This window comes from Vreelandella songnenensis, from assembly GCF_003002925.1.
In the GTDB taxonomy this organism is placed as follows: domain Bacteria; phylum Pseudomonadota; class Gammaproteobacteria; order Pseudomonadales; family Halomonadaceae; genus Vreelandella; species Vreelandella songnenensis.
In genome coordinates, this window is sequence record NZ_PVTK01000001.1 from 332643 (window position 1) to 352120 (window position 19478).

The window sequence follows — 19478 nt, forward strand, 5'->3', positions numbered from 1 at the left end:
CACCATGCAGCAACGTCGCTCCCCTCTTGACGGTTCCGCCCTGAACGACTCGGCATCCGGTGATGCCGAGGAAGACGCTCAGGGCGCTCTGCCTAACTGGTACGTTATCCAGTGCAAGGGGGGCGAATCGTTTCGCGCCGCGGAGCACCTGACCAACCAGGGCTACGAAGTGTTTCACCCGGTGCTGGATGTCAAACGCCGCCGCCAGGGTAAACCGGTCATGGTGACCGAGCCGCTGTTTCCCTACTACCTGTTTATTCGCCTTGATCAGATCGTCAGCAACTGGCGGCCTATCCGCTCTACCCGCGGCGTCCTGCGCCTGCTCACCTTTGGCAACACGCCCATCGCCGTGCCCAGTGCCCTGGTGGAAGCCCTGCGCGCTCAGCCCCATCGCCAGGAAGGCATACACACCTACTTCAGCGCCGGGGAAAAGGTCACCATCACCGGCGGCCCTTTCAAGGACCTGGAAGCCATCTTCCAGCGCTGCAAGGGCGAAGAGCGCGCCATCGTGCTGCTGAACGTGCTGCAGCGGCCACAGCACTTAAACATGCCATTGGATCAGTTGCGCAAAGGCGACGCGTAAGGCACGGCTTCTTGAAGCGCTTGCTGGCTGTTCGCACGCCCTCTTCAGAAAGATTAACTCAGTAAAATTAACGATGCCGTTTTACGAGGCGTTTGCGCCTATGTAAAAGATTAATCAGCGCTTTTCATCCTACCTTCGCTATTGACGTCGCTTTCTTCCTTCACCTATAGTCTAACTTCGTTGAAAAATCGATTTTTTGAAAAATAAACGATAAGTAAATAAACCGTTTCGACCGCAGCGTCTCCGGCCTGCCATTTTTCGCTCTACTGCCTTCAAGGCTGCTCTCTCGGCGTGCCCGTCGATGCGAGCATTTGAATTTATCGCCTCATTTATAACAACCTGCAAAAGGAAAAAACGATGACGTTCAAAACGCTGTTCACCGTGTCTGCTCTTTCAGCGGCACTCGCCCTTCCCACCTTCGCCATGGCGGCCAACGAGTATCCCGAACGCCCGATCGAATTCATCGTGCCCTGGGGCCCGGGCGGCGCCAGCGACCTGATGATGCGCCTGGTCGGCCGGCATATGGAAAAGGAGCTGGGCCAGCCGGTGCCCATCATCAACATGCCCGGTGCCAGCGGTACCGTTGGGCTGCGTGAGGCTTCCCGCCGCGCGCCGGATGGCTACACCATCAGCCAGATCCACGAAGGGCTGCTGATTGCCCACCACTCTGGTGTGACCGAGCTCAACTGGGACTCTTTTGAGCCCATTGCCATGATGACCAGCGACAACTCCGTCATCATGGTCAGCGCCGACAGCGGCTGGGAAACGCTCGACGACATGCTCGAAGCCGTACAGAGCGAGCCAGGCAAGTACCGCATGGGCGTCACGCTGGGCGGCATTCCGCACCTGTGGGCCGTACAGTTCGAACAGGCCACCGATACTCAGTTCGGCTACGTGGGCTATGAAGGTACCGGCGAGCGCTTGCGTGCCCTGGCCGGTGGGCATATCACCATGACCATCGAGGACTACCAGTCGGCCAAGGCGTTTGTGGAAAACGGTGACGTCAACGTACTCGCCGCCGCCACCGAAGAGCGCCTGGATGAGATGCCCGATGTGCCTACCCTGCACGAGCTGGGCTATGACCTCGAGTTTCTGGTTACCCGCGGCATCGTCGTACCCAAGGACACACCCGAGGCCGTCATCGAGCGCCTGGAAAGTGCGCTGGAAAGCGTGGCACAAAGCGAAGACTTCCAGTCGGAAATCGTCAATATCGGCGGTACCGCACGTTTCATGAACCGGGCCGATTACATCGACTACCTGGAGCGTAACGATCAGTTCATCGAAGAGAACGCTCACCTGCTCGATTAATTACCGCGCTTACAGGAGGTCCTCATGGAGCGTAAGAGCCCAGACGCCGCGCTAGTGCCCACGCTGCAGCTAGCCTCGTATGTGGTGCTTGCGACAGGTGCGATATTCATGGCCTCCAGGGCCGGCTCACTGCCGGCCTCCCGCTGGGAGCCCATGGGTGCCGGTACCTTTCCGCAGCTCATCTTTTCATCCATTGCCGTCTTGTGCGTGGCGGCGTTCATCATGGAACTGGCCAAGCGGGGCATTCCCAGAACCACCCTGCACAGCGCCTGGCGGCGCCTTGTCGCGCTGAAGAGCGTGCTGGTGAACCTGGGCCTGTTCATTGCCTACATGATCAGTATGCCGTTTGCCGGCTTCATTCTCGGTACGTTCTGCTATCTATTGCTCGCCCAGCTGTTCCTGGCACCCAGGCGCCCGGTAACCCTGCTGATAGTGGTGGGAGTAGCGCTGCTGTTTTCAATCGGCCCGTACTATCTCTTCGCTGACGTGTTCAGCATCTACCTGCCCCGTGCCAAGTGGTAAACAGGTGACTTTATGATGGATGCATTTCTACTCGCCCTCGGCGGTGTCACCGAGCCCTATACGCTGATGCTGATGGCGGTGGCTACCTTTGCCGGTATTGTGGCCGCCGCCATTCCGGGCTTCACCATTACCATGGCCATCGTGCTGACGCTGCCGCTCACCTTCGCCATGCCGCCCATGCAGGGTATTGCGGTCATGCTTTCGGTCTACGTAGGCGGCCTGAGCGGCGGCCTGTTCAGCGCCGCGCTGCTCGGCATTCCGGGTACGCCTTCGGCGGTGGCCACTACCTTCGATGCCTTTCCCATGGCGCGCAGCGGCCAGCCCGGCCGCGCGCTGTCGCTGGGACTGTTTGCATCTTTCGTGGGTTCGCTGATCTCTATCGTGGTGCTGATCGTGGCTGCTCCGCCCCTGGCGCTGCTGGCCGTCAAGCTCGGCCCCTGGGAGTACTTTGCGCTGATCGTCTTTGCCCTCACGATCATTGCAAGCCTGGTGGGGGATTCGCTCCTGCGCGGGTTGATTGCCGGGCTGATCGGCATCGGCATTGCCACCATCGGCCCGGACCCGCTAATGGCCCGCGAACGCTTCACCTTCGGTTACGAGCTGCTCACGGCGGGCATTCCCTTTCTGGTGGTACTGATCGGCATGTACGCCATGAGCCAGCTGCTTTCCGAACTCGAGCCTACTTCGGCAAGCCAGCAGGCGTCCTCCTCCTCGCTGGTCAGCGGCGATATGCGCCCGCACCTCTGGGACGTGGTCATGAGCACCCTGCGTAAACCGTTCAACATCGTGCGCTCGTCGCTTCTAGGCGTGTTTATCGGCGCCGTGCCAGGGGCAGGCAGCTCGATCTCCAACCTGGTGGCCTACGACCAGGCCAAGCGCGCTTCCAAGCATCCGGAAACCTTCGGCAAGGGCGAGCCGGAAGGCGTGGTCGCCTCGGAAGCCGGCAACTCCTCTACCGTGGGTGGCAGCCTGATTCCGCTGATTTCACTGGGCATTCCCGGGTCGCCGGCGGACGCCGTGCTCATGGCGGCGATCATGGTGCACGGTATCAGCATCGGACCACGCCTGATTCTGGACCACCCGGATCTGGTGTACAGCATGTTCATCGCCATGGCGGTGGCGTCGTTCTTCATGCTGTTTATCGGCATATTGATGATGCGCGCCTTCATGCGGCTTTTGAACGTGCCCAAGTACATTGTGGTACCGGTGGTGCTGGCCTGCTGTGCGATCGGCACCTATACGCTCAACAACCGCCTTTCCGATCTGTATCTGCTGGCCGCCATCGGCACCATCGGCTACCTGATGAAGAAGCTGGATTACCCGCTGGCCCCGCTGGTGCTGGGCGTGGTGCTTGGGCCCATCGCGGAAACCAACCTGCGCCGCGCCTTCCAGACCAGTGCCGACTGGACGCTGTTCTTCACCCGGCCGATCTCGGCGCTGCTGCTGACCCTGGCCGTGGTGTCCGTGGCCTACAGTATCTACAGCTATATTCGTCAGCGCCGCTTGCTGGCGCAGCGCGCTGAAGCGGCACAGAATAGCGCCTACCAAGATGGCGTCTCTCAAGAATAAGGAATTGACCATGAATCTCGACCCCCACTACTACCCGGCGGCCTCCAAGCGCACCGTCACGTTCGGCAAGCGCGGCATGGTAGCTACCTCCCAGTCGCTTGCGGCCCAGGTAGGCGCCAACATTCTGCGTCAAGGCGGTAACGCTATCGACGCGGCGATTGCCACCGCCGCCGCCCTCACCGTGGTCGAGCCGACCTCCAACGGTATCGGCAGCGACGCCTTCGCCCTGGTGTGGGTCAAGGGCAAGCTGCATGGCCTGAACGCCAGCGGCCGCGCGCCCAAGGGCATCTCCTGTGAAGGCGTGCGTGACAAAGGCCACACGGAAATGCCCGCCCATGGCCTGGTGCCGGTGACCGTCCCCGGTGCACCGGGTGCCTGGGCCGCGCTTTCCGAGCGTTTCGGCAAGCTGCCGTTCGAAACGCTGATGGCCCCGGCCGCCGAACTTGCCGACGAGGGCTACGCGGTACTGCCCACCGCGAGCCGCCTCTGGGCCCAGGCGCATACGCGCTACGGCCAGTACGATAGCCCGGAATTCGCGCCCTGGTTCGAACACTTCGCCCCGGAAGGCCACGCCCCCAAACCCGGCGACGTGTGGCGCTCGCCGGAAATGGCCAAGACCCTGCGCGCCATCGGCGAAACCCGCGCGAAAGCGTTTTATGAAGGCGAACTGGCCGACGCCATGGACGCCTTCTCACAAAAGCACGGTGGTTTTCTGCGCAAGGAAGACCTCGCCGCCTTCACGCCGGAATGGGTCGACCCGATCAGCGTGCGCTACCGCGGCCACGATATCTGGGAAATTCCGCCCAACGGCAGCGGCCTGATCGCCCTGCAGGCGCTGGGCATTCTGGACGCCATGGGCGACGAACCACGCGACCCGGTGGAGTCGGTGCACCGCCGCATCGAAGCCACCAAGCTTGGTTACGTCGACGGCCTGCGTTATATCACCGAGCGCGAGCACATGACGCCCAGTGTCGAGCAGATGCTTTCGCCTGGGTATCTCAAGCAGCGCAGCGAGCTGATTGGCCATGACGCCATCGACCCGCTGCACGGCAACCCCCTGATGGGCGGCACGGTGTATCTCTCCACCGCCGATGATGAAGGCAACATGGTGTCGTTCATCCAGAGCAACTTCGAAGGCTTCGGCTCGGGCATCGTGGTCCCCGGCACCGGCATCAGCCTGCAGAACCGCGGCTGGTCGTTCTCGCTGGATGAAGAGCATGCCAACGTGCTGCGCCCGGGCAAGCGCACCTACCACACCATCATCCCGGGCTTCATCACCAAGGATGATCAGGCGGTCGGCCCGTTTGGCGTGATGGGTGGCTACATGCAGCCCCAGGGGCACGTGCAGGTCGTCGCCAACATGCTCGAAGACCACCTCAACCCCCAGGCGGCCTTGGATCTCCCGCGCTGGAAGTGGGTAGAAGGCAAGACCGTCGAAGTGGAACCCGGCTTCCCCGACCACCTCGCCCAGGCGCTCGAACGGCGCGGCCACCGCATCGTCCGCTGCACCGACGGCCTCACCTTCGGCCGCGGCCAGATCATCCTGCGCAACCCGGAAAACGGCATCCTCCAAGGCGGCACCGAACCCCGCGCCGACGGCGCCGTGCTTCCCGTTTGATTAATTGCCACGCGCTACGGTGTTGCGTCACATCCGATTGAGGCAACCAACCCGTAACGCGTGGTAACGAATCTTGCTAGGCACAAGCATATGAGGCACCCGCAGCGGCGGCCCGGCGCGGATGGCGGCTGGCAAGACGCCCCGATAGCGGCACCCAATCCGGCTTTTGCGACCTACCACCCAACCCCGGCAGCGCTCTCCGCGCTGCTCCCACGGGTGCGCCTGGCGGCTTACCACGCGCTACGGTGTTGCACCACATCAAACGTTGGCAATGAACCCGTAGCGCGTGGTAACGAATCTTGCGAGGCACGAGCAAATGAGGCACCCGCGGGTGGGCGGCTGACAAGACGCCCCGATGGCGGCACCCAACTCTGCTTTTGTGCCTCATTATCCAACCCCGGCAGCGCTCTCCGCGCTGCATCCGCGCCGGGCCGCCGCTGCGGGTGCGCCTGGCGGCTTACCACGCGCTACGGGGTGCGGGGGCCTCAAAAGCCTTGTATGCACCATTTTTGGTCGCTCGCTCATGCTCAAATCGTTTAAATATCGTGAAACACGTTTCCGTATTTTCGGCATTTCCTTACAAAAATCTACCACTTTCGTCTAACTTGCTGGCGTTTTTGACCTATTACAAACCGGCATAGGGTATGCAAGAAAACGCTTCGGAAGTTAAATAATGCAAAAGGGCTGGCCAGCCAATAACTTCAACTGTCATTACACGGTAGTCACACCCATGCCCTATGTTCACGATACCCTGACCCGCTTGCAGCGCAGCAGCCCGGCGCAAAGCGAGTTTTATCAAGCTGCTGAAGAAGTACTCGAATGCCTGCGCCCGCTGTTCGAGCGTTATCCGCACTATCACGACCACAGCATCATTGAGCGCATCGTCGAGCCCGAGCGCCAGATCTTCTTTCGCGTGAGTTGGGTAGATGATGCCGGGCGTGTACACGTCAACAAGGGTTATCGTATCCAGTTCAACTCCGCACTTGGCCCCTACAAGGGCGGGCTGCGTTTTCATCCGAGCGTGACGGCGGGTACGATCAAGTTCCTGGGCTTCGAGCAGATCTTCAAGAACGCGCTCACGGGGCTTTCCATCGGTGGCGGTAAAGGCGGTGCGGATTTCGACCCTAAAGGCAAATCCGACAACGAGATCATGCGCTTCTGCCAGGCTTTCATGACCGAGTTGCAGCGTCATATTGGCCCTACCTGCGACGTACCGGCGGGGGATATCGGCGTTGGCGGGCGTGAGATCGGCTACCTGTTCGGGCAGTACAAACGCTTGACCGGGCGCTATGAAGGCGTGCTGACCGGTAAAGGGCTGAACTGGGGCGGCTCGATGGGCCGCAAGGAAGCCACCGGCTACGGCGCGGTCTACTTCGCCCAGAACATGCTGGCCGCAAGCAATGAAACCCTGGAAGGCAAGACCTGCCTGGTATCCGGCGCGGGCAACGTGGCGATCTACACCATTGAGAAGCTTTTAGAGCTGGGCGCCCGCCCGGTTACCTGCAGCGACTCTCGCGGCACCATTCACGACCCGGACGGCATCGATCTGGACCTGCTCAAGCGGCTCAAGGAAGTCGAGCGTGCCTCGCTTGAAAACTATCTGGAACAGCGCCCCAGCGCCCGCTACATTCCGGCCAGCGACTACCCCGAAGGCGGCCACGCCGTCTGGCAGATCAAGGCGGAAGCGGCCTTCCCCTGCGCCACGCAAAACGAGCTGACCGAAGCCGATGCCGAAACGCTGCTGGCTAACGGCGTGCGCTGTATCAGTGAAGGCGCCAACATGCCCTCTACCACCGCTGCCGTCGACCTCTTTCTGGAAGCGCAGATTGCCTACGGCCCCGGCAAGGCGGCCAACGCAGGCGGCGTAGCCACCAGCCAACTGGAGATGGCCCAGAACAGCAGCATGGAGCAGTGGCCGCTGGAAAAAGTGGACGAAAAACTCAAGCAGATCATGGCCAATATCTACCAGCAGTGTGCCTCCACGGCGGAAGAGTTCGGCGACCCTACCAATCTTGTATTGGGTGCCAATATTGCCGGTTTCAGGAAAGTGGCGGATGCCATGATCGAGCAAGGCGTAATGTAATCGCCTTCCCCTGATAGATCGCTTACACTGGCGATGGCGAACAGTCCTCCCTTTTCGGGGAGGGCTGTTTTTATTGGTAGCTACAAAAATCGTTTATTTATCATTTAATTAATGTATACGATTGATTTTATTGCTTTCTAAGGAGAGTAAAATGGAGCAGCGTCCTCCAATCATCATCAACCGGCTAGATGCCGAGCGTCTGCAGCGGCTGATCGATAGCGCCACAGGCAAGGAGCTGGCCGTGGCCGAACTGCTCGAAGAGGAGCTGATGCGGGGCGAAGTGATTGACCCGGAGCTGATTCCGGATAATGTCGTCAGCATGAACAGCCAGATCCGCTTTACCGAGCTCACCCGCGGGCGCCAGATGATTCGCACGTTGGTCTACCCGCATGCGCTGGACTCCGTGGAAGACGCCATTTCTGTCATGGCGCCGATTGGCGCGGGTCTGATCGGCCTCAAGGTGGGCGATGTGATCCACTGGCCGATTCCCAACAACGCCACCGTGCAGCTACGCGTGGATGCCATCCTCTGGCAGCCCGAGCGCGAAAAGCAGTTCCACCGCTGATCCCCAACGCCGCCTGGAAACCTGGGCGGCCTTATTGAACCGTCCTTCCACTTGGGTGAAGTACCCTTCGCAAACCATTATGCTTACTGCTCCTACTCAACAGCATGGATGGCAGGAGGCCATGATGGCGACCCATCGACGCGCGCACGTACCTGGCGGCACCTACTTCTTCACCGTAGTGACCTATGCTCGCCAACCGCTACTGGCGGATCACTTGAACATCAATGCACTTGGTCGAGCGCTGCGTCGCGTGCGGGAAGAGCGCCCGTTCGTCATGGACGCCTTTGTACTGCTGCCCGATCACCTGCACTGCCTCTGGACGCTGCCTGAGGGCGATACGGACTACTCCTCCCGCTGGCGGGATATCAAGAAATACGCCTCGAAAGAGTTTCTGCTCCCACCAGGCACCCAAACCGCCTGGCAGCGCGGGTTCTGGGAGCACGTCATTCGCGATGAAAACGACTGGCAGCAGCATATGGATTACATTCACTACAACCCGGTCAAACACGGCTGGGCCAAAGCCCCCAGTGATTGGCAGTGGTCAAGCTTTCATCAGTGCGTAGAAAAGGGATGGTACGACAAGGAGTGGGGCCGACAGGAAATACCGGGCGTGGCGCATAGGGAGTGGGAGTAGCGCCAAACCTTGTAGCGCGTGGTAACGAATCTTGCGAGGTACGAGCAAATGAGGCACCCGCAGCGGCGGCCCGGCGCGGATAGGCGGCGGTTAGCCGCCCCGATGGCGGCACCCAGGCGTGCGCTTGTGCCCAATCACCCAACCCCGGCAGCGCTTTCCGCGCTGCATCCGCGGGTGCGCCTGGCGGCTTACCACGCGCTACGGTAGGTGGCCTTTTTGAGTAACAAGAGGCGCCATCGGTCGTGGCGTCTCAAACGTTTGGCAAACCCGTAGCGCGTGGTAACGAATCTTGCGAGGCACGAGCAAATGAGGCACCCGCAGCGGCGGCCCGGCGCGGATAGGCGGCGGTTAGCCGCCCCGATGGCGGCACCCAGGCGTGCGCTTGTGCCCAATCACCCAACCCCGGCAGCGCTCTCCGCGCTGCATTCGCGGGTGCGCCTGGCGGCTTACCACGCGCTACGGTTTTCGCATTACATTGGGCATTGTCGATAACCCGTAGCGCGTGGTAACGAATCTTGCGAGGCACGAGCAAATGAGGCACCCGCGGATGGCGGCTGACAAGCCGCCCCGATTGAGGCACCCAGGCATGCGCTTGTGCCAAATCAACTACCCTGGCAGCGCTACGTAAGCATCCCTTCAAAGGGCATTGCCGGTATCAATGCCCCCACACCACAAAGCTTGGGTTGAGGGTTTCGGTGGGGGTGGCGTAACTCAAGGGCGCGCCTTCGAGGGTGACGACGCGGCCGCCGGCCTGTTCGATCACGCCCTGGGCGGCGGCGGTGTCCCATAGGCTGGTGGGCCCAAGGCGCGGGTATGCGTCGGCGCTGCCTTCGGCGATGATGCCAAACTTGAGCGAGCTGCCCATGGGCAGGATGTCATATGGGCCTAGCTGCTCGAGCCAGCGCTCGAGATGCGGGTGGGCGTGGGAGCGGCTGCCCATTACCCGCCATTTGGCGCCCTCGGCAGGCTTTCCGGCAACGCGAATGGGGTATCGGCCGCTTTCATCCACCTTGAACGCCCCTACCCCGCTGGCGGCGATATACGCCACGTTGAACACCGGCGCCAGCACTACACCCAGCACCGGCTTGCCGTGCTCGATCAGCGCGATATTGACGGTAAACTCATCGTTACGCTTGACGAACTCTTTCGTGCCGTCTAGCGGATCGACGAGCCAGTAGCGCCCGGTGCCATCCGGCCCGGTAAATTTCTCCCCGCCCTCTTCGGAAAGAATGGGAATGGAGGCATCAAGCGCGTTGAGCCCCTGCAGAATGACTCGGTTGGCTGCGTTGTCCGCCGCGGTGACCGGGCTGTTATCGGCCTTGATATCTACCTCGAAATCCTCGGCATAGATGCGCAGGATGGCCTCGCCCGCCTCACGAGCAATCTCCAGTACCTGATTCAGCAAGTGATCCATAAAACTCCTCACCTTATGCGATGGTGAAAACGCAAGAAGCCGCCATCGGGGGCGGCTTCTTGCTTACACGAACGGGCAGTGCTTAGAGGTCGTAACCGGCTTCGCGCGCCAGGGTGGTGTTCGCCTGCAGCCAGCCTTCGATATGCCCGCAATCGAAGGTGCGGCCCTGCATGCGAAACGCCTGAACCTGCTTGCCTTCCTGCATCAGGCGGTCGATGGCGTCGGTGAGCTGGATTTCGTTACCCGCGCCCGGGGGTTGGTCGCGCAGCAGCTCCATGATGCGGTACGGCAGAATATAGCGGCCAATCACCGAAAGACGCGAAGGCGCATCTTCGGGTTTGGGCTTTTCCACCACGCCGCGCATGTCGGCGCTTTCGCCAGCGCTGGGTTCGTCGCAATCCACGATGCCGTAACGGTAAACGTCTTCCTGGGGCACCGCTTCCACCATGATCTGGGCGGCATTGCTGGCATCCCACAGCTCGACCATACGCCCCAGATCACAGGCAGTGCTGTTTGCCTGGGGCTTGACCAATACGTCCGGCAGAATGACCGCAAACGGCTCGTCCTGGCCCAGTAAATGCGCGGCGCAGTAGACTGCATGGCCCAGGCCCTGGGCATTGGGCTGACGAACACTGGTGATTTTCAGCTCTGGCGGAGCAATGGCCGCCAGGGTAGCCAGCAGTTCATCCTTGCCTTTGCTGGCCAGGGCATCTTCAAGCTCGGCATGCGCGTCGAAGTGATCTTCAATGGATGACTTGCCCGAGCGGGTAACCAGGACGATTTCGTTGATACCGGCGGCCAGCGCCTCTTCCACCACGTGCTGAATCAGCGGGCGGTCCACTACCGGCACCATCTCCTTGGGAATGGCCTTGCTGATGGGCAACAATCGCGTACCAAAACCGGCTACTGGAATAATCGCTTTGCGCACCTGGGTCATTACTAATTTCCTTATCGGGTTACGTTACTGGCGCCACTCGTTGATTTTACTCAGCAGCTGCTCTGTACTCGGGTCTTTCACGTTCTTGTGGGCCGCCGCTTCACCGGCAAGCAATTCATAAAGGCTGGTGGCCAGCTGCTTGCCAAGCTCTACCCCGGGCTGGTCAAAGGGGTTCAGGTTCCACAGCACCGATTGCACGAACACCTTGTGCTCGTAAAGTGCCAGCAATGCGCCAATGCTCCAGGCACTCAGCTCCTTGAGCAATAATAGCGAATTAGGGTGGTTTCCTCGATACCCCTGCGCCATATGCCCCCTAAGCGCTGGCGGAATGGCGTCATCACCCAGTGCGAAAAGCTGCGACTGCGCCAGGCAGTTGGCAAGCGTCAGCTGCTCCTGAGCAGCGAGTGCTTCGCTGACTTCCTCGGGAGCGTCTACATCACGACTAGCCACGGCCACAAAATCCGCGCTGACGGTATGCACGCCCTGATGCAGCAGCTGGTAGAACGCGTGCTGGGCATTGGGGCCTACATCGCCCCAGATGATCGGGCAGGTAGCGTGCGCCACCGAACGGCCATCAAGCCCCACACTTTTCCCGTTAGATTCCATCTCCAGCTGCTGCAAGTAGGCCGAAAGGCTTTTCAGTCGGCCATCGTAAGGCAGCACCGCGTGGGTCGGGATATTCAGAAACTGGCAGTTCCAGGCGCCGACCAGTGCCATCAAGGCAGGCAGGTTCTCTTCAAGCGGCGCATCTAAAAAGTGCTTGTCCATGGCATGGGCGCCGGCCAGCAGCTCGTCGAATGCTTTCATGCCTAGCTGCATGGCAACGCTGACGCCAATGGGCGACCAGATAGAGAAGCGCCCGCCAATCCAGTCCTTGAACACCAGTTGATGAACATGCGGAACGCCGAATTCGGTCATCTTTTCGGGTTTGGAAGACACCCCTACCAGCTGGTAGCGGCAAACGGTGGGGATATCCACTTCCAGCGCATCGCTCAACCAGGCCAGCGCCGTACGCACGTTGAACTGGGTGTCCGCCGTGGTAAATGATTTGGAAGCCAGCACCAGCAGTGTGGTCGCCGGGTTCAGGTGCTCCATCAACGGCAGTAGCTGGGCGCCGTCCATGGTGGATACGTAGTGAACGCCTACCTTGGCATGGCTTGGCCGGTCGGCCAGTGCTTCGCTGATCAGTTTTGGCCCCAAATCAGAGCCGCCAACGCCAATATGCACCACATCAGTGATGGACTGGCCCGTAGCACCAAACCACTGCCCTTCATGCACACGGGAAACCATATCCGCCAGACGGGCCCGCTGCTGCTGACAAAAAAGCGCAGCGGTTTCCATGCCCCGTGGCGGCATCTTGCCCTTCGGCCAGCGCGCCGCCATATGCAGGGCCGCCCGCCCTTCCGAGGTATTCACCTTTTCGCCCGCAAACAGCGCCGCCCGTTTGGGCTCTACGCCGCAGCTGCGCGCCCAATCAATCAACAGCTTGAGGGTATGCGGGGTAACCCGCTGCTTGCTGAAATCCACATGCAGCGTGCCGAAGGTAAACGCCAGGCTACTGGCGCGCTTTTGAGCGGAGGCTGAATCGCTATTGAGCAGGTCGCTCAGCGGCTGCGCCTGCAACTGCTCTGCATGGGCATGCAGCTCGCTCACGGGGGTATAGGCACGCGCGGTACGTGATAGTGCAGATATGTTCATGACTTCTTCCTTGAACGTAAAACCTGTTGGCACATCCATTTTGAATAAAGCAATCTTCAAGCCAACTTCACGGTTCCTACAACCGGTAGTTTACCATATGACGAATTTGCGGATTTTGCGTAGTGCAACAATGTTAAAAATGCATCTTCTCATGTTAAAGCCTCAACCCCGGCAGCGCTCTCCGCGCTGCTCCCGCGGGTGCGCCTGGCGGCTTACCACGCGCTACAGGTTTCGCACCACATTATGCATCGGCAATAACCCGTAGCGCGTGGTAACGAATCTTGCGAGGCACGAGCAAATGAGGCACCAGCAGCGGCGGCCCGGCGCGGATGGGCGGCGGTTAGCCGCCCCGATGGTGGCATCCAAGCATACTATTTGACCCCATCACCCAACCCTGGCGCTAGCCTTTCAATACATCCGCAAGCAAGGCGGTGGCGCTTTCGATCAGCTCGTCCAGGTGCTCGGGGCCTTTGAAGCTTTCGGCGTACACCTTGTAGAGCGATTCCGTGCCGCTGGGGCGGGCGGCGAACCAGCCGTTTTCGGTGGTGACCTTGATACCACCAATGCTGGCACCATTACCCGGCGCGGCCACCAATACGGCGGTGATCGCATCGCCTGCAAGCGCCTGGGCGGTCACGCTCTCACTATCCAGCTTCTTGAAGGCGGCTTTCTCTTCTGGAGTGCAGGCGGTATCCACGCGTTTGTAGAAGGGCTCACCAAAGCGCTCGGTCAGCGTGCGGTAATACTCGCTGGGCGTCTTGCCGGTGACAGCCAGGATTTCCGCGGCCAGCAGGCAGAGCGCGATGCCGTCCTTGTCGGTGGACCACGGTTTACCGTCCAGCGTCAGCAAGCTTGCGCCCGCGCTTTCTTCGCCGCCAAAGGCCAGCCAGCCTTCGTGCAGGCCATCTACAAACCACTTGAAGCCTACCGGCACTTCATAAAGCTCACGCTGATGGGACGCCACCACGCGGTCGATCATCGAAGAGGACACCAGCGTCTTGCCGATCTTGAGTGACGCTGACCATTCCGGGCGGTGGGTAATCAAATAATCGATACACACGGCCAGAAAATGGTTGGGGTTCATCAGGCCATTGACATCCACGATGCCATGGCGGTCGGCATCCGGGTCGTTGCCAAAGGCCACGTTGAAGCGGTCTTTTATATTGAGCAGGTTCGCCATGGCCGCAGCGCTCGAACAATCCATGCGGATCTTGCCATCGTGATCCGGCGGCATGAAGCTGAAGCCTGCATCCACCTGGGTGTTGACCACGTCAAGGTTCAAGCCGTAGTGGCTGGCCACCGCCTGCCATACCGGCAAGGCCGTGCCGCCCATGGGGTCCGCTCCCAACGTCAGGTTGGCTTTCTGGATAGCGGCAATATCCACCACCTTGCCAAGCTGCGCCACGTAGTGCGCGGTGAAGTCGTACTCCTCGGCGTGGCCCTGGGCCTCTTCCAGCGAGACCAGCGGCACTTCCCGAAGCCCACGCAGCAGGTAGGCATTGGCGCGCTGTTCGATCCAGGTAGTAGCTTCGGTATCCGCCGGGCCGCCGTGGTGGGGATTATATTTGATTCCACCATCTTCGGGCGGGTTGTGCGAAGGAGTAATGATCAAGCCATCGGCCAACGCCGCAGTGGGCAGCGGCTGCCCTTCGGGGCAGTTATGCTGCAAGATGGCGTGGCTGACAAGCGGCGTGGCGGTATACCCATAATCTCTTTCCACCAGCACCGGCACCTTGTTGGCGGCCAGCACCTGCAACGCGCACTCCCAGGCGGGGCGGGAAAGCGCGTGGGTATCGAACCCCAGAAACAGCGGCCCCTGGTAGCCGGCATCCAGCCGGTAGTCCACTACCGCCTGGGTAATGGCGTAGATGTGGGACGCGTTGAACGTGCGCTCGGTGGCGCGGCCGCGGTGGCCGGATGTGCCAAAGGCCACCTGCTCTTTCGCTACGCTGGCGTCGGGTTTTTCTGCATAAAATGCCTGTAATATTGCTTTCATCATTGCCTCCATGCTTAAACTATTCATATGTATATAACAATTAATAAAACAATTGCGTTGGAAATAGTGAACAAATTATCGCATTAAAAAATTTTTAAATCTTGATACTAAACAGAACTCTGACCTTTCCCCTGGATTAGTACCGCTGACTCAATGAGATTTTCCACATTACGCCGCCCTGTGAGCATATTCAACGGGGGGGCAGATAATTGAGTGAGCTGTGAGGGCGAACATGATTGTAATGGTTTCGCCACGCGTCTATCTCTGCTCTTGCTTCATGCAACGTCCTAAACCAGTGACGGTTGAGACATTCGTTTCGGAACTTACCATTTAAGCTTTCCACAAACGCATTCTGAGTAGGCTTACCCGGTTGAATAAAACCCAGCGACACCATCGCTTAATTGCTCCAGAAGAACATCGCTTTGCTGGTAAATTCGGTACCGTTATCGCAAATAATCCTGTGAGGCTTACCTCTTGCTTCGCACAACTGCTCTAAAAACCGAGCCACCTGAAGTCCACTAATCGATACGGAGACCAGTTGGCCCACTATTTCGCGTGAAAAGTCGTCGACAACATTCAGTATCCGAAAACGTCGCCCATTCGCCAGTTGATCAGCAACGAAGTCCATTGACCAACGCTCATTGACGCTTGTGGGCATCTTTAGGGGCTGCCGTGGGCGATGGAGTTTTTTACGCCGTTTAGTACGTACTTGCAGGCATTCTTCGGTATAAATTCTATACGTGCGCTTTCGATTAATGACCAGGCCTTCCGCTTTTAAAAGCGCGTGCAACAGCAGGTAACCATAAGCAGACTGCTGTGTAGCCAGTTCTTTAAGGCGTGCTCTAAGCACGCCGTTCTGGTTACCCTGAGCTGGGTACCGGTACGCCGTTCGGAAAATGCCTACACGTTGGCAGGCGGAACGCTCGCTGATCTGGTGGTAATCAACCAGATGTCGAGCAGCCGCTTTACGGGCTGTCGGCGTTACCACTTTTTTGACAGGACCTCCTTCATGGCCTCCACTTCCAAGAGCTTGTCAGCGAGAAGCTTTTTCAGCTTATTGTTTTCCGTTTCAAGCTCCCGTAGGCGTTTCGCTTCATTCACTTCCAGGCCAGCATACTTGCTGCGCCAGTTGTAGAAGGTGCCACTGGAGATGCCTAATTTTCGGCACAGGTCGTCCACATTGGCACCTGCCTCATGTTCCTTGACAGCACCAATGATTTGCTCTTCGGTATAGCGTGTCTTTTTCATAGTGAGATCTCCATTAACCAAGATTAGCGGTAAATCTCATCGAGCTCATGGTGTTAATTTAGGCGGAAAGGTCAATTTTAAAAAATTATTTCAATATTTAGTGCAAAGCATTAATGATGAAAAATTCATTATTTACAAATAAAAAAGCCAACCGAATGGTTGGCTTTCACGAGTTATCGATTAAGTAAGCTCAGCTTAATTTTCCAGCATCTTGAAGCTTAAGAACTCCAGACAATGCGCTATCATCACTAACCACAAGCAACGATGTCACATTAGCTTTAAACATGATGTTTTCTGCATCTGCGAACATCTCGCTTTCATTCACGGTTAACGGGTTTGGCGTCATGATATTCGCAGCCGTCAATCCATCGAAACTATTATGGTTGAAAAGAGCGCGGCGCAAATCGCCATCGGTAATGACGCCTTTAATGGTACCCCGATCGACCACGACGGCAATGCCCAAACCTACTTGGGTAATGGTCATGATAACTTCTTTCATATTGTCGTTGGGCGCACAGATTGGCAGCTCTGAATGCATTACATCCTTGACTCGCGTCAAGAGGCGTTTGCCAAGGCTACCGCCAGGATGGAACACAGCGAAATCCTGGGGCTTGAAATCACGGCGTTCAATCAAAGCTACGGCCAACGCATCTCCCATCGCCAACGTTACAGTGGTCGAAGTGGTGGGCGCCAAGTTGTTAGGACACGCTTCACGTTCAACGGAAACGTCCAACACCAGATCGCAATTGCGGCCGAGGGTGGAATCAGGATTACCTACCATGGCAATCGTTTTTACACCAAAATGACGAAGCGAAGGAATCAAACGGATGACTTCTTCCGTTTCACCACTGTATGAAATCAGAATAACGACATCTGTCGCCGTAAACATACCCAAATCGCCATGGTATGCCTCAGCAGGATGAACGGAAAAACTGGGCGTACCGGTAGAGGCAAGCGTGGCCGCTATTTTGTTACCAATAATGCCCGATTTCCCCATGCCTGAAACAACTACGCGTCCTGTTGTTTCAAGAATCATGTTCACAGCGTTATCGAAAGCACCATCCAGTCGGTTGCCCGTTGCTTCCAATGCCTGAGCCTGAACTTTAAAAACCTCTTTCCCGACACTGATACTCGACATGCGATTACATTCCTTTTCTTTCACGTTACTGGGCCGCTCCGCTTGAAACCGCGTGAAACCCTTCTGCTGAATTAAAAACATCGGCTTTGCCGTGTGCCGTCAGTATGACATCCGCCAGCTCACGAAGTGCCCCTTGCCCCCCTGCCAAGGTCAAAACACCGGTCGCCTTTTGCTTCACGTAACTTGGTGCATCCGCTACGGCATAGGAAAACCCGCAGGCAGCAAAGGCAGGTAAATCAATAGAGTCATCGCCTATGCATGCCGTTTGCGCCGGGCTGGCGCCGGCTTGCTGCATCAAATCCAGGCAGGCGGCATATTTATCTTTTACGCCAAACGCACAAAGCTCAATACCAAGGTCCGCCACACGTTTACGTAGTGTTGCTGAATCACGCCCTGATAGCACAGCCACGCGAATGCCACTCTCTTCGAGTAGCCGCATGCCCAGCCCATCACGCACGTGAAAACGCTTCAAGCACTCGCCTGTGGCATCGTAATAAATCCCACCATCGGTAAGTACGCCGTCTACATCCGTAATCAGCAGCTTGACGTTGGCTAAGGGCAATACCGGCGAATACGCCTTACCCTCCAATAACGCACGCACCTTTTCCAGGCACTCAGGAGTATCTACTCCCGGCCCTGTCGGGGCTACTTCAAAAGCGCGAATGCGTAAACCGGCAGCCAGTAAGCGAAGTTGCTCCAGCTGTTCTGTCTGCTCTAACGCTGATGCTGGCAAATGCGCATACTGTTCCAGAATACGCTTACGGTAGGCATACACACCCACATGCTTCTTGAAACCGGGGTGCTTATCTTTCTCACGAGGATAAGGAATGGGCGAGCGACTAAAATAGAGCGCGTTGCCCTCATGGCCCAGCACTACCTTGACGGCGTTAGGGTTCAGGGCCTCCTCATCATCAATGGCATGATACAGCGTGCCTACATCCACGGAAGTATCCGCCAGCATGCCTTGCGCAAGCTGTTCCACGTCTTCAGGGCGAACAAGAGGTTCATCACCTTGAAGGTTGATGTAGATATCGGCCTCTACCTGCGCCATTACCTCTACTAACCGATCAGTGCCGGATGGATGGTTCGGGGAGGTGAGTACGACATTACCGCCAAAGGCTTTTACAGCATCAGCGATGCGTTGATCATCAGTGGCCACGACAACGGTATCCGCTGAAGGAACCTGCTGGGCCTTCTCGAACACCCATTGAACCATTGGCTTACCTAACAGATCGGCCAATGGCTTACCCGGCAGACGGCTGGAGCCATAACGCGCAGGAATTACTAATGCCACACGGCGTGATTCAGACACAGCCAACTCCTTAGTCGATTTCCAGTGCTGGCATAGCCTTCACAGCATCATCAATAGCTTTAATCTGAGTAAGGAAAGGTTCTAGAAGATGCAGTGGCAATGCGCTGGGGCCATCGCATTTGGCATTATCCGGGTCTGGGTGGGCTTCCAGGAAAAGGCCGCCAATACCAACCGCCATACCCGCACGGGCAAGCTCAAGGGCCTGCTTACGACGGCCACCGGATGCAGCGCCCAACGGGTCGCGCTGCTGAAGCGCATGGGTCACATCAAAGATGATAGGCAGATTTCCGCAGGTGTCTTTCATGACACCAAAGCCCAGCATGTCAACCACCAGGTTGTCGTAACCAAAGCTGGTGCCGCGGTCACACAGCATTAGGTGATCATTACCCGCTTCCTTGAACTTCTCGACAATGTTGACCATTTGCCCAGGGCTCAAGAACTGAGGTTTCTTGATATTAATAGGCTTGCCTGTTTTAGCCAACGCCATGACCAAATCGGTTTGGCGAGCAAGAAAAGCCGGCAGCTGAAGGATATCCACCACTTCTGCCACAGGGGCCGCCTGCCAGGGTTCGTGAACGTCGGTAATCACCGGCACGCCAAACTCTTTTTTTACATCTTCAAAAATGCGCATGCCCTCTTCCAGACCGGGGCCACGGTAAGAGTGAATGGAAGAACGGTTGGCTTTATCAAAACTAGCTTTGAATACGTAAGGAATGCCTAACTTGCCACATACTTCTACATATTTTTCGCAGGCAGTCATCGCCAGGTCGCGCGATTCGAGTACGTTGATACCTGCCAACAGGGTAAATGTCTTATCGTTCGCGATAGAGATATTGTAGCCGTTCAAATTCAT

Annotated in this window: 15 protein-coding genes and 1 pseudogene; 8 read left to right on the plus strand and 8 right to left on the minus strand. The window is 58.0% G+C overall.

Translation table 11 applies throughout. The features are described from left to right. Nucleotides 1-4: 4 nt before the first annotated feature. The 8 genes from rfaH to B0H98_RS01500 all read left to right on the plus strand — a co-directional run bounded on the left by rfaH (nt 5) and on the right by B0H98_RS01500 (nt 8882). The gene (rfaH, locus tag B0H98_RS01465; protein WP_244182944.1) at nt 5-583 is read left to right on the plus strand and encodes a transcription/translation regulatory transformer protein RfaH; all 579 of its coding nucleotides are present in this window, start codon (nt 5-7) and stop codon (nt 581-583) included. A gap of 357 nt (nt 584-940) precedes the next feature. Then, on the plus strand, nt 941-1891 hold the full coding sequence (locus B0H98_RS01470; protein WP_106373298.1) for a tripartite tricarboxylate transporter substrate binding protein: 951 nt from the start codon (nt 941-943) through the stop codon (nt 1889-1891). Between the two features lie 24 nt (nt 1892-1915). Beyond that, nucleotides 1916-2413, plus strand: a complete 498-nt coding sequence (locus B0H98_RS01475; protein ID WP_106373299.1) for a tripartite tricarboxylate transporter TctB family protein — start codon at nt 1916-1918, stop codon at nt 2411-2413. Nucleotides 2414-2425: 12 nt separating this feature from the next. Continuing rightward, a complete protein-coding gene (locus B0H98_RS01480) occupies nt 2426-3982 on the plus strand; it encodes a tripartite tricarboxylate transporter permease (protein WP_244182945.1) in 1557 nt (518 codons plus the stop codon). A gap of 10 nt (nt 3983-3992) precedes the next feature. Further along, nucleotides 3993-5600: a gamma-glutamyltransferase family protein gene (locus B0H98_RS01485; RefSeq protein WP_106373300.1), complete on the plus strand. Its 1608-nt coding sequence runs from the start codon at nt 3993-3995 to the stop codon at nt 5598-5600. Between the two features lie 730 nt (nt 5601-6330). Next, nucleotides 6331-7683, plus strand: a complete 1353-nt coding sequence (gene gdhA, locus B0H98_RS01490; protein WP_106373859.1) for an NADP-specific glutamate dehydrogenase — start codon at nt 6331-6333, stop codon at nt 7681-7683. A 151-nt stretch (nt 7684-7834) separates the two neighbouring features. Next, the gene (gene rnk / locus B0H98_RS01495; RefSeq protein WP_106373301.1) at nt 7835-8248 is read left to right on the plus strand and encodes a nucleoside diphosphate kinase regulator; all 414 of its coding nucleotides are present in this window, start codon (nt 7835-7837) and stop codon (nt 8246-8248) included. A 124-nt stretch (nt 8249-8372) separates the two neighbouring features. Continuing rightward, entirely contained in the window at nt 8373-8882 is a 510-nt protein-coding gene (locus B0H98_RS01500) for an REP-associated tyrosine transposase (RefSeq protein WP_106373302.1), read from the plus strand. Nucleotides 8883-9537: 655 nt separating this feature from the next. Here B0H98_RS01500 and cysQ read toward each other — a convergent pair. The 8 genes and pseudogenes from cysQ to kdsA form a co-directional block, all read right to left on the minus strand. Then, on the minus strand, nt 9538-10296 hold the full coding sequence (gene cysQ / locus B0H98_RS01505) for a 3'(2'),5'-bisphosphate nucleotidase CysQ (protein ID WP_106373303.1): 759 nt from the start codon (nt 10294-10296) through the stop codon (nt 9538-9540). Between the two features lie 82 nt (nt 10297-10378). Further along, a complete protein-coding gene (locus B0H98_RS01510; protein ID WP_106373304.1) occupies nt 10379-11233 on the minus strand; it encodes a UTP--glucose-1-phosphate uridylyltransferase in 855 nt (284 codons plus the stop codon). A 24-nt stretch (nt 11234-11257) separates the two neighbouring features. After that, nucleotides 11258-12931: a glucose-6-phosphate isomerase gene (gene pgi, locus B0H98_RS01515; protein WP_106373305.1), complete on the minus strand. Its 1674-nt coding sequence runs from the start codon at nt 12929-12931 to the stop codon at nt 11258-11260. Between the two features lie 400 nt (nt 12932-13331). Beyond that, the gene (pgm, locus tag B0H98_RS01520) at nt 13332-14927 is read right to left on the minus strand and encodes a phosphoglucomutase (alpha-D-glucose-1,6-bisphosphate-dependent) (RefSeq protein ID WP_106373306.1); all 1596 of its coding nucleotides are present in this window, start codon (nt 14925-14927) and stop codon (nt 13332-13334) included. 168 nt (nt 14928-15095) lie between these two features. Beyond that, nucleotides 15096-16175, minus strand: a pseudogene (locus tag B0H98_RS01525) (IS3 family transposase). A gap of 190 nt (nt 16176-16365) precedes the next feature. Then, on the minus strand, nt 16366-17313 hold the full coding sequence (locus B0H98_RS01530) for a KpsF/GutQ family sugar-phosphate isomerase (protein ID WP_106373307.1): 948 nt from the start codon (nt 17311-17313) through the stop codon (nt 16366-16368). Nucleotides 17314-17338: 25 nt separating this feature from the next. Next, nucleotides 17339-18625 carry a 3-deoxy-manno-octulosonate cytidylyltransferase gene (gene kdsB / locus B0H98_RS01535; RefSeq protein ID WP_106373308.1) on the minus strand — a complete coding sequence of 429 codons (1287 nt, stop codon included), beginning with the start codon at nt 18623-18625 and terminating at the stop codon, nt 17339-17341. Nucleotides 18626-18635: 10 nt separating this feature from the next. Continuing rightward, nucleotides 18636-19478 carry a 3-deoxy-8-phosphooctulonate synthase gene (kdsA, locus tag B0H98_RS01540; protein ID WP_106373860.1) on the minus strand — a complete coding sequence of 281 codons (843 nt, stop codon included), beginning with the start codon at nt 19476-19478 and terminating at the stop codon, nt 18636-18638.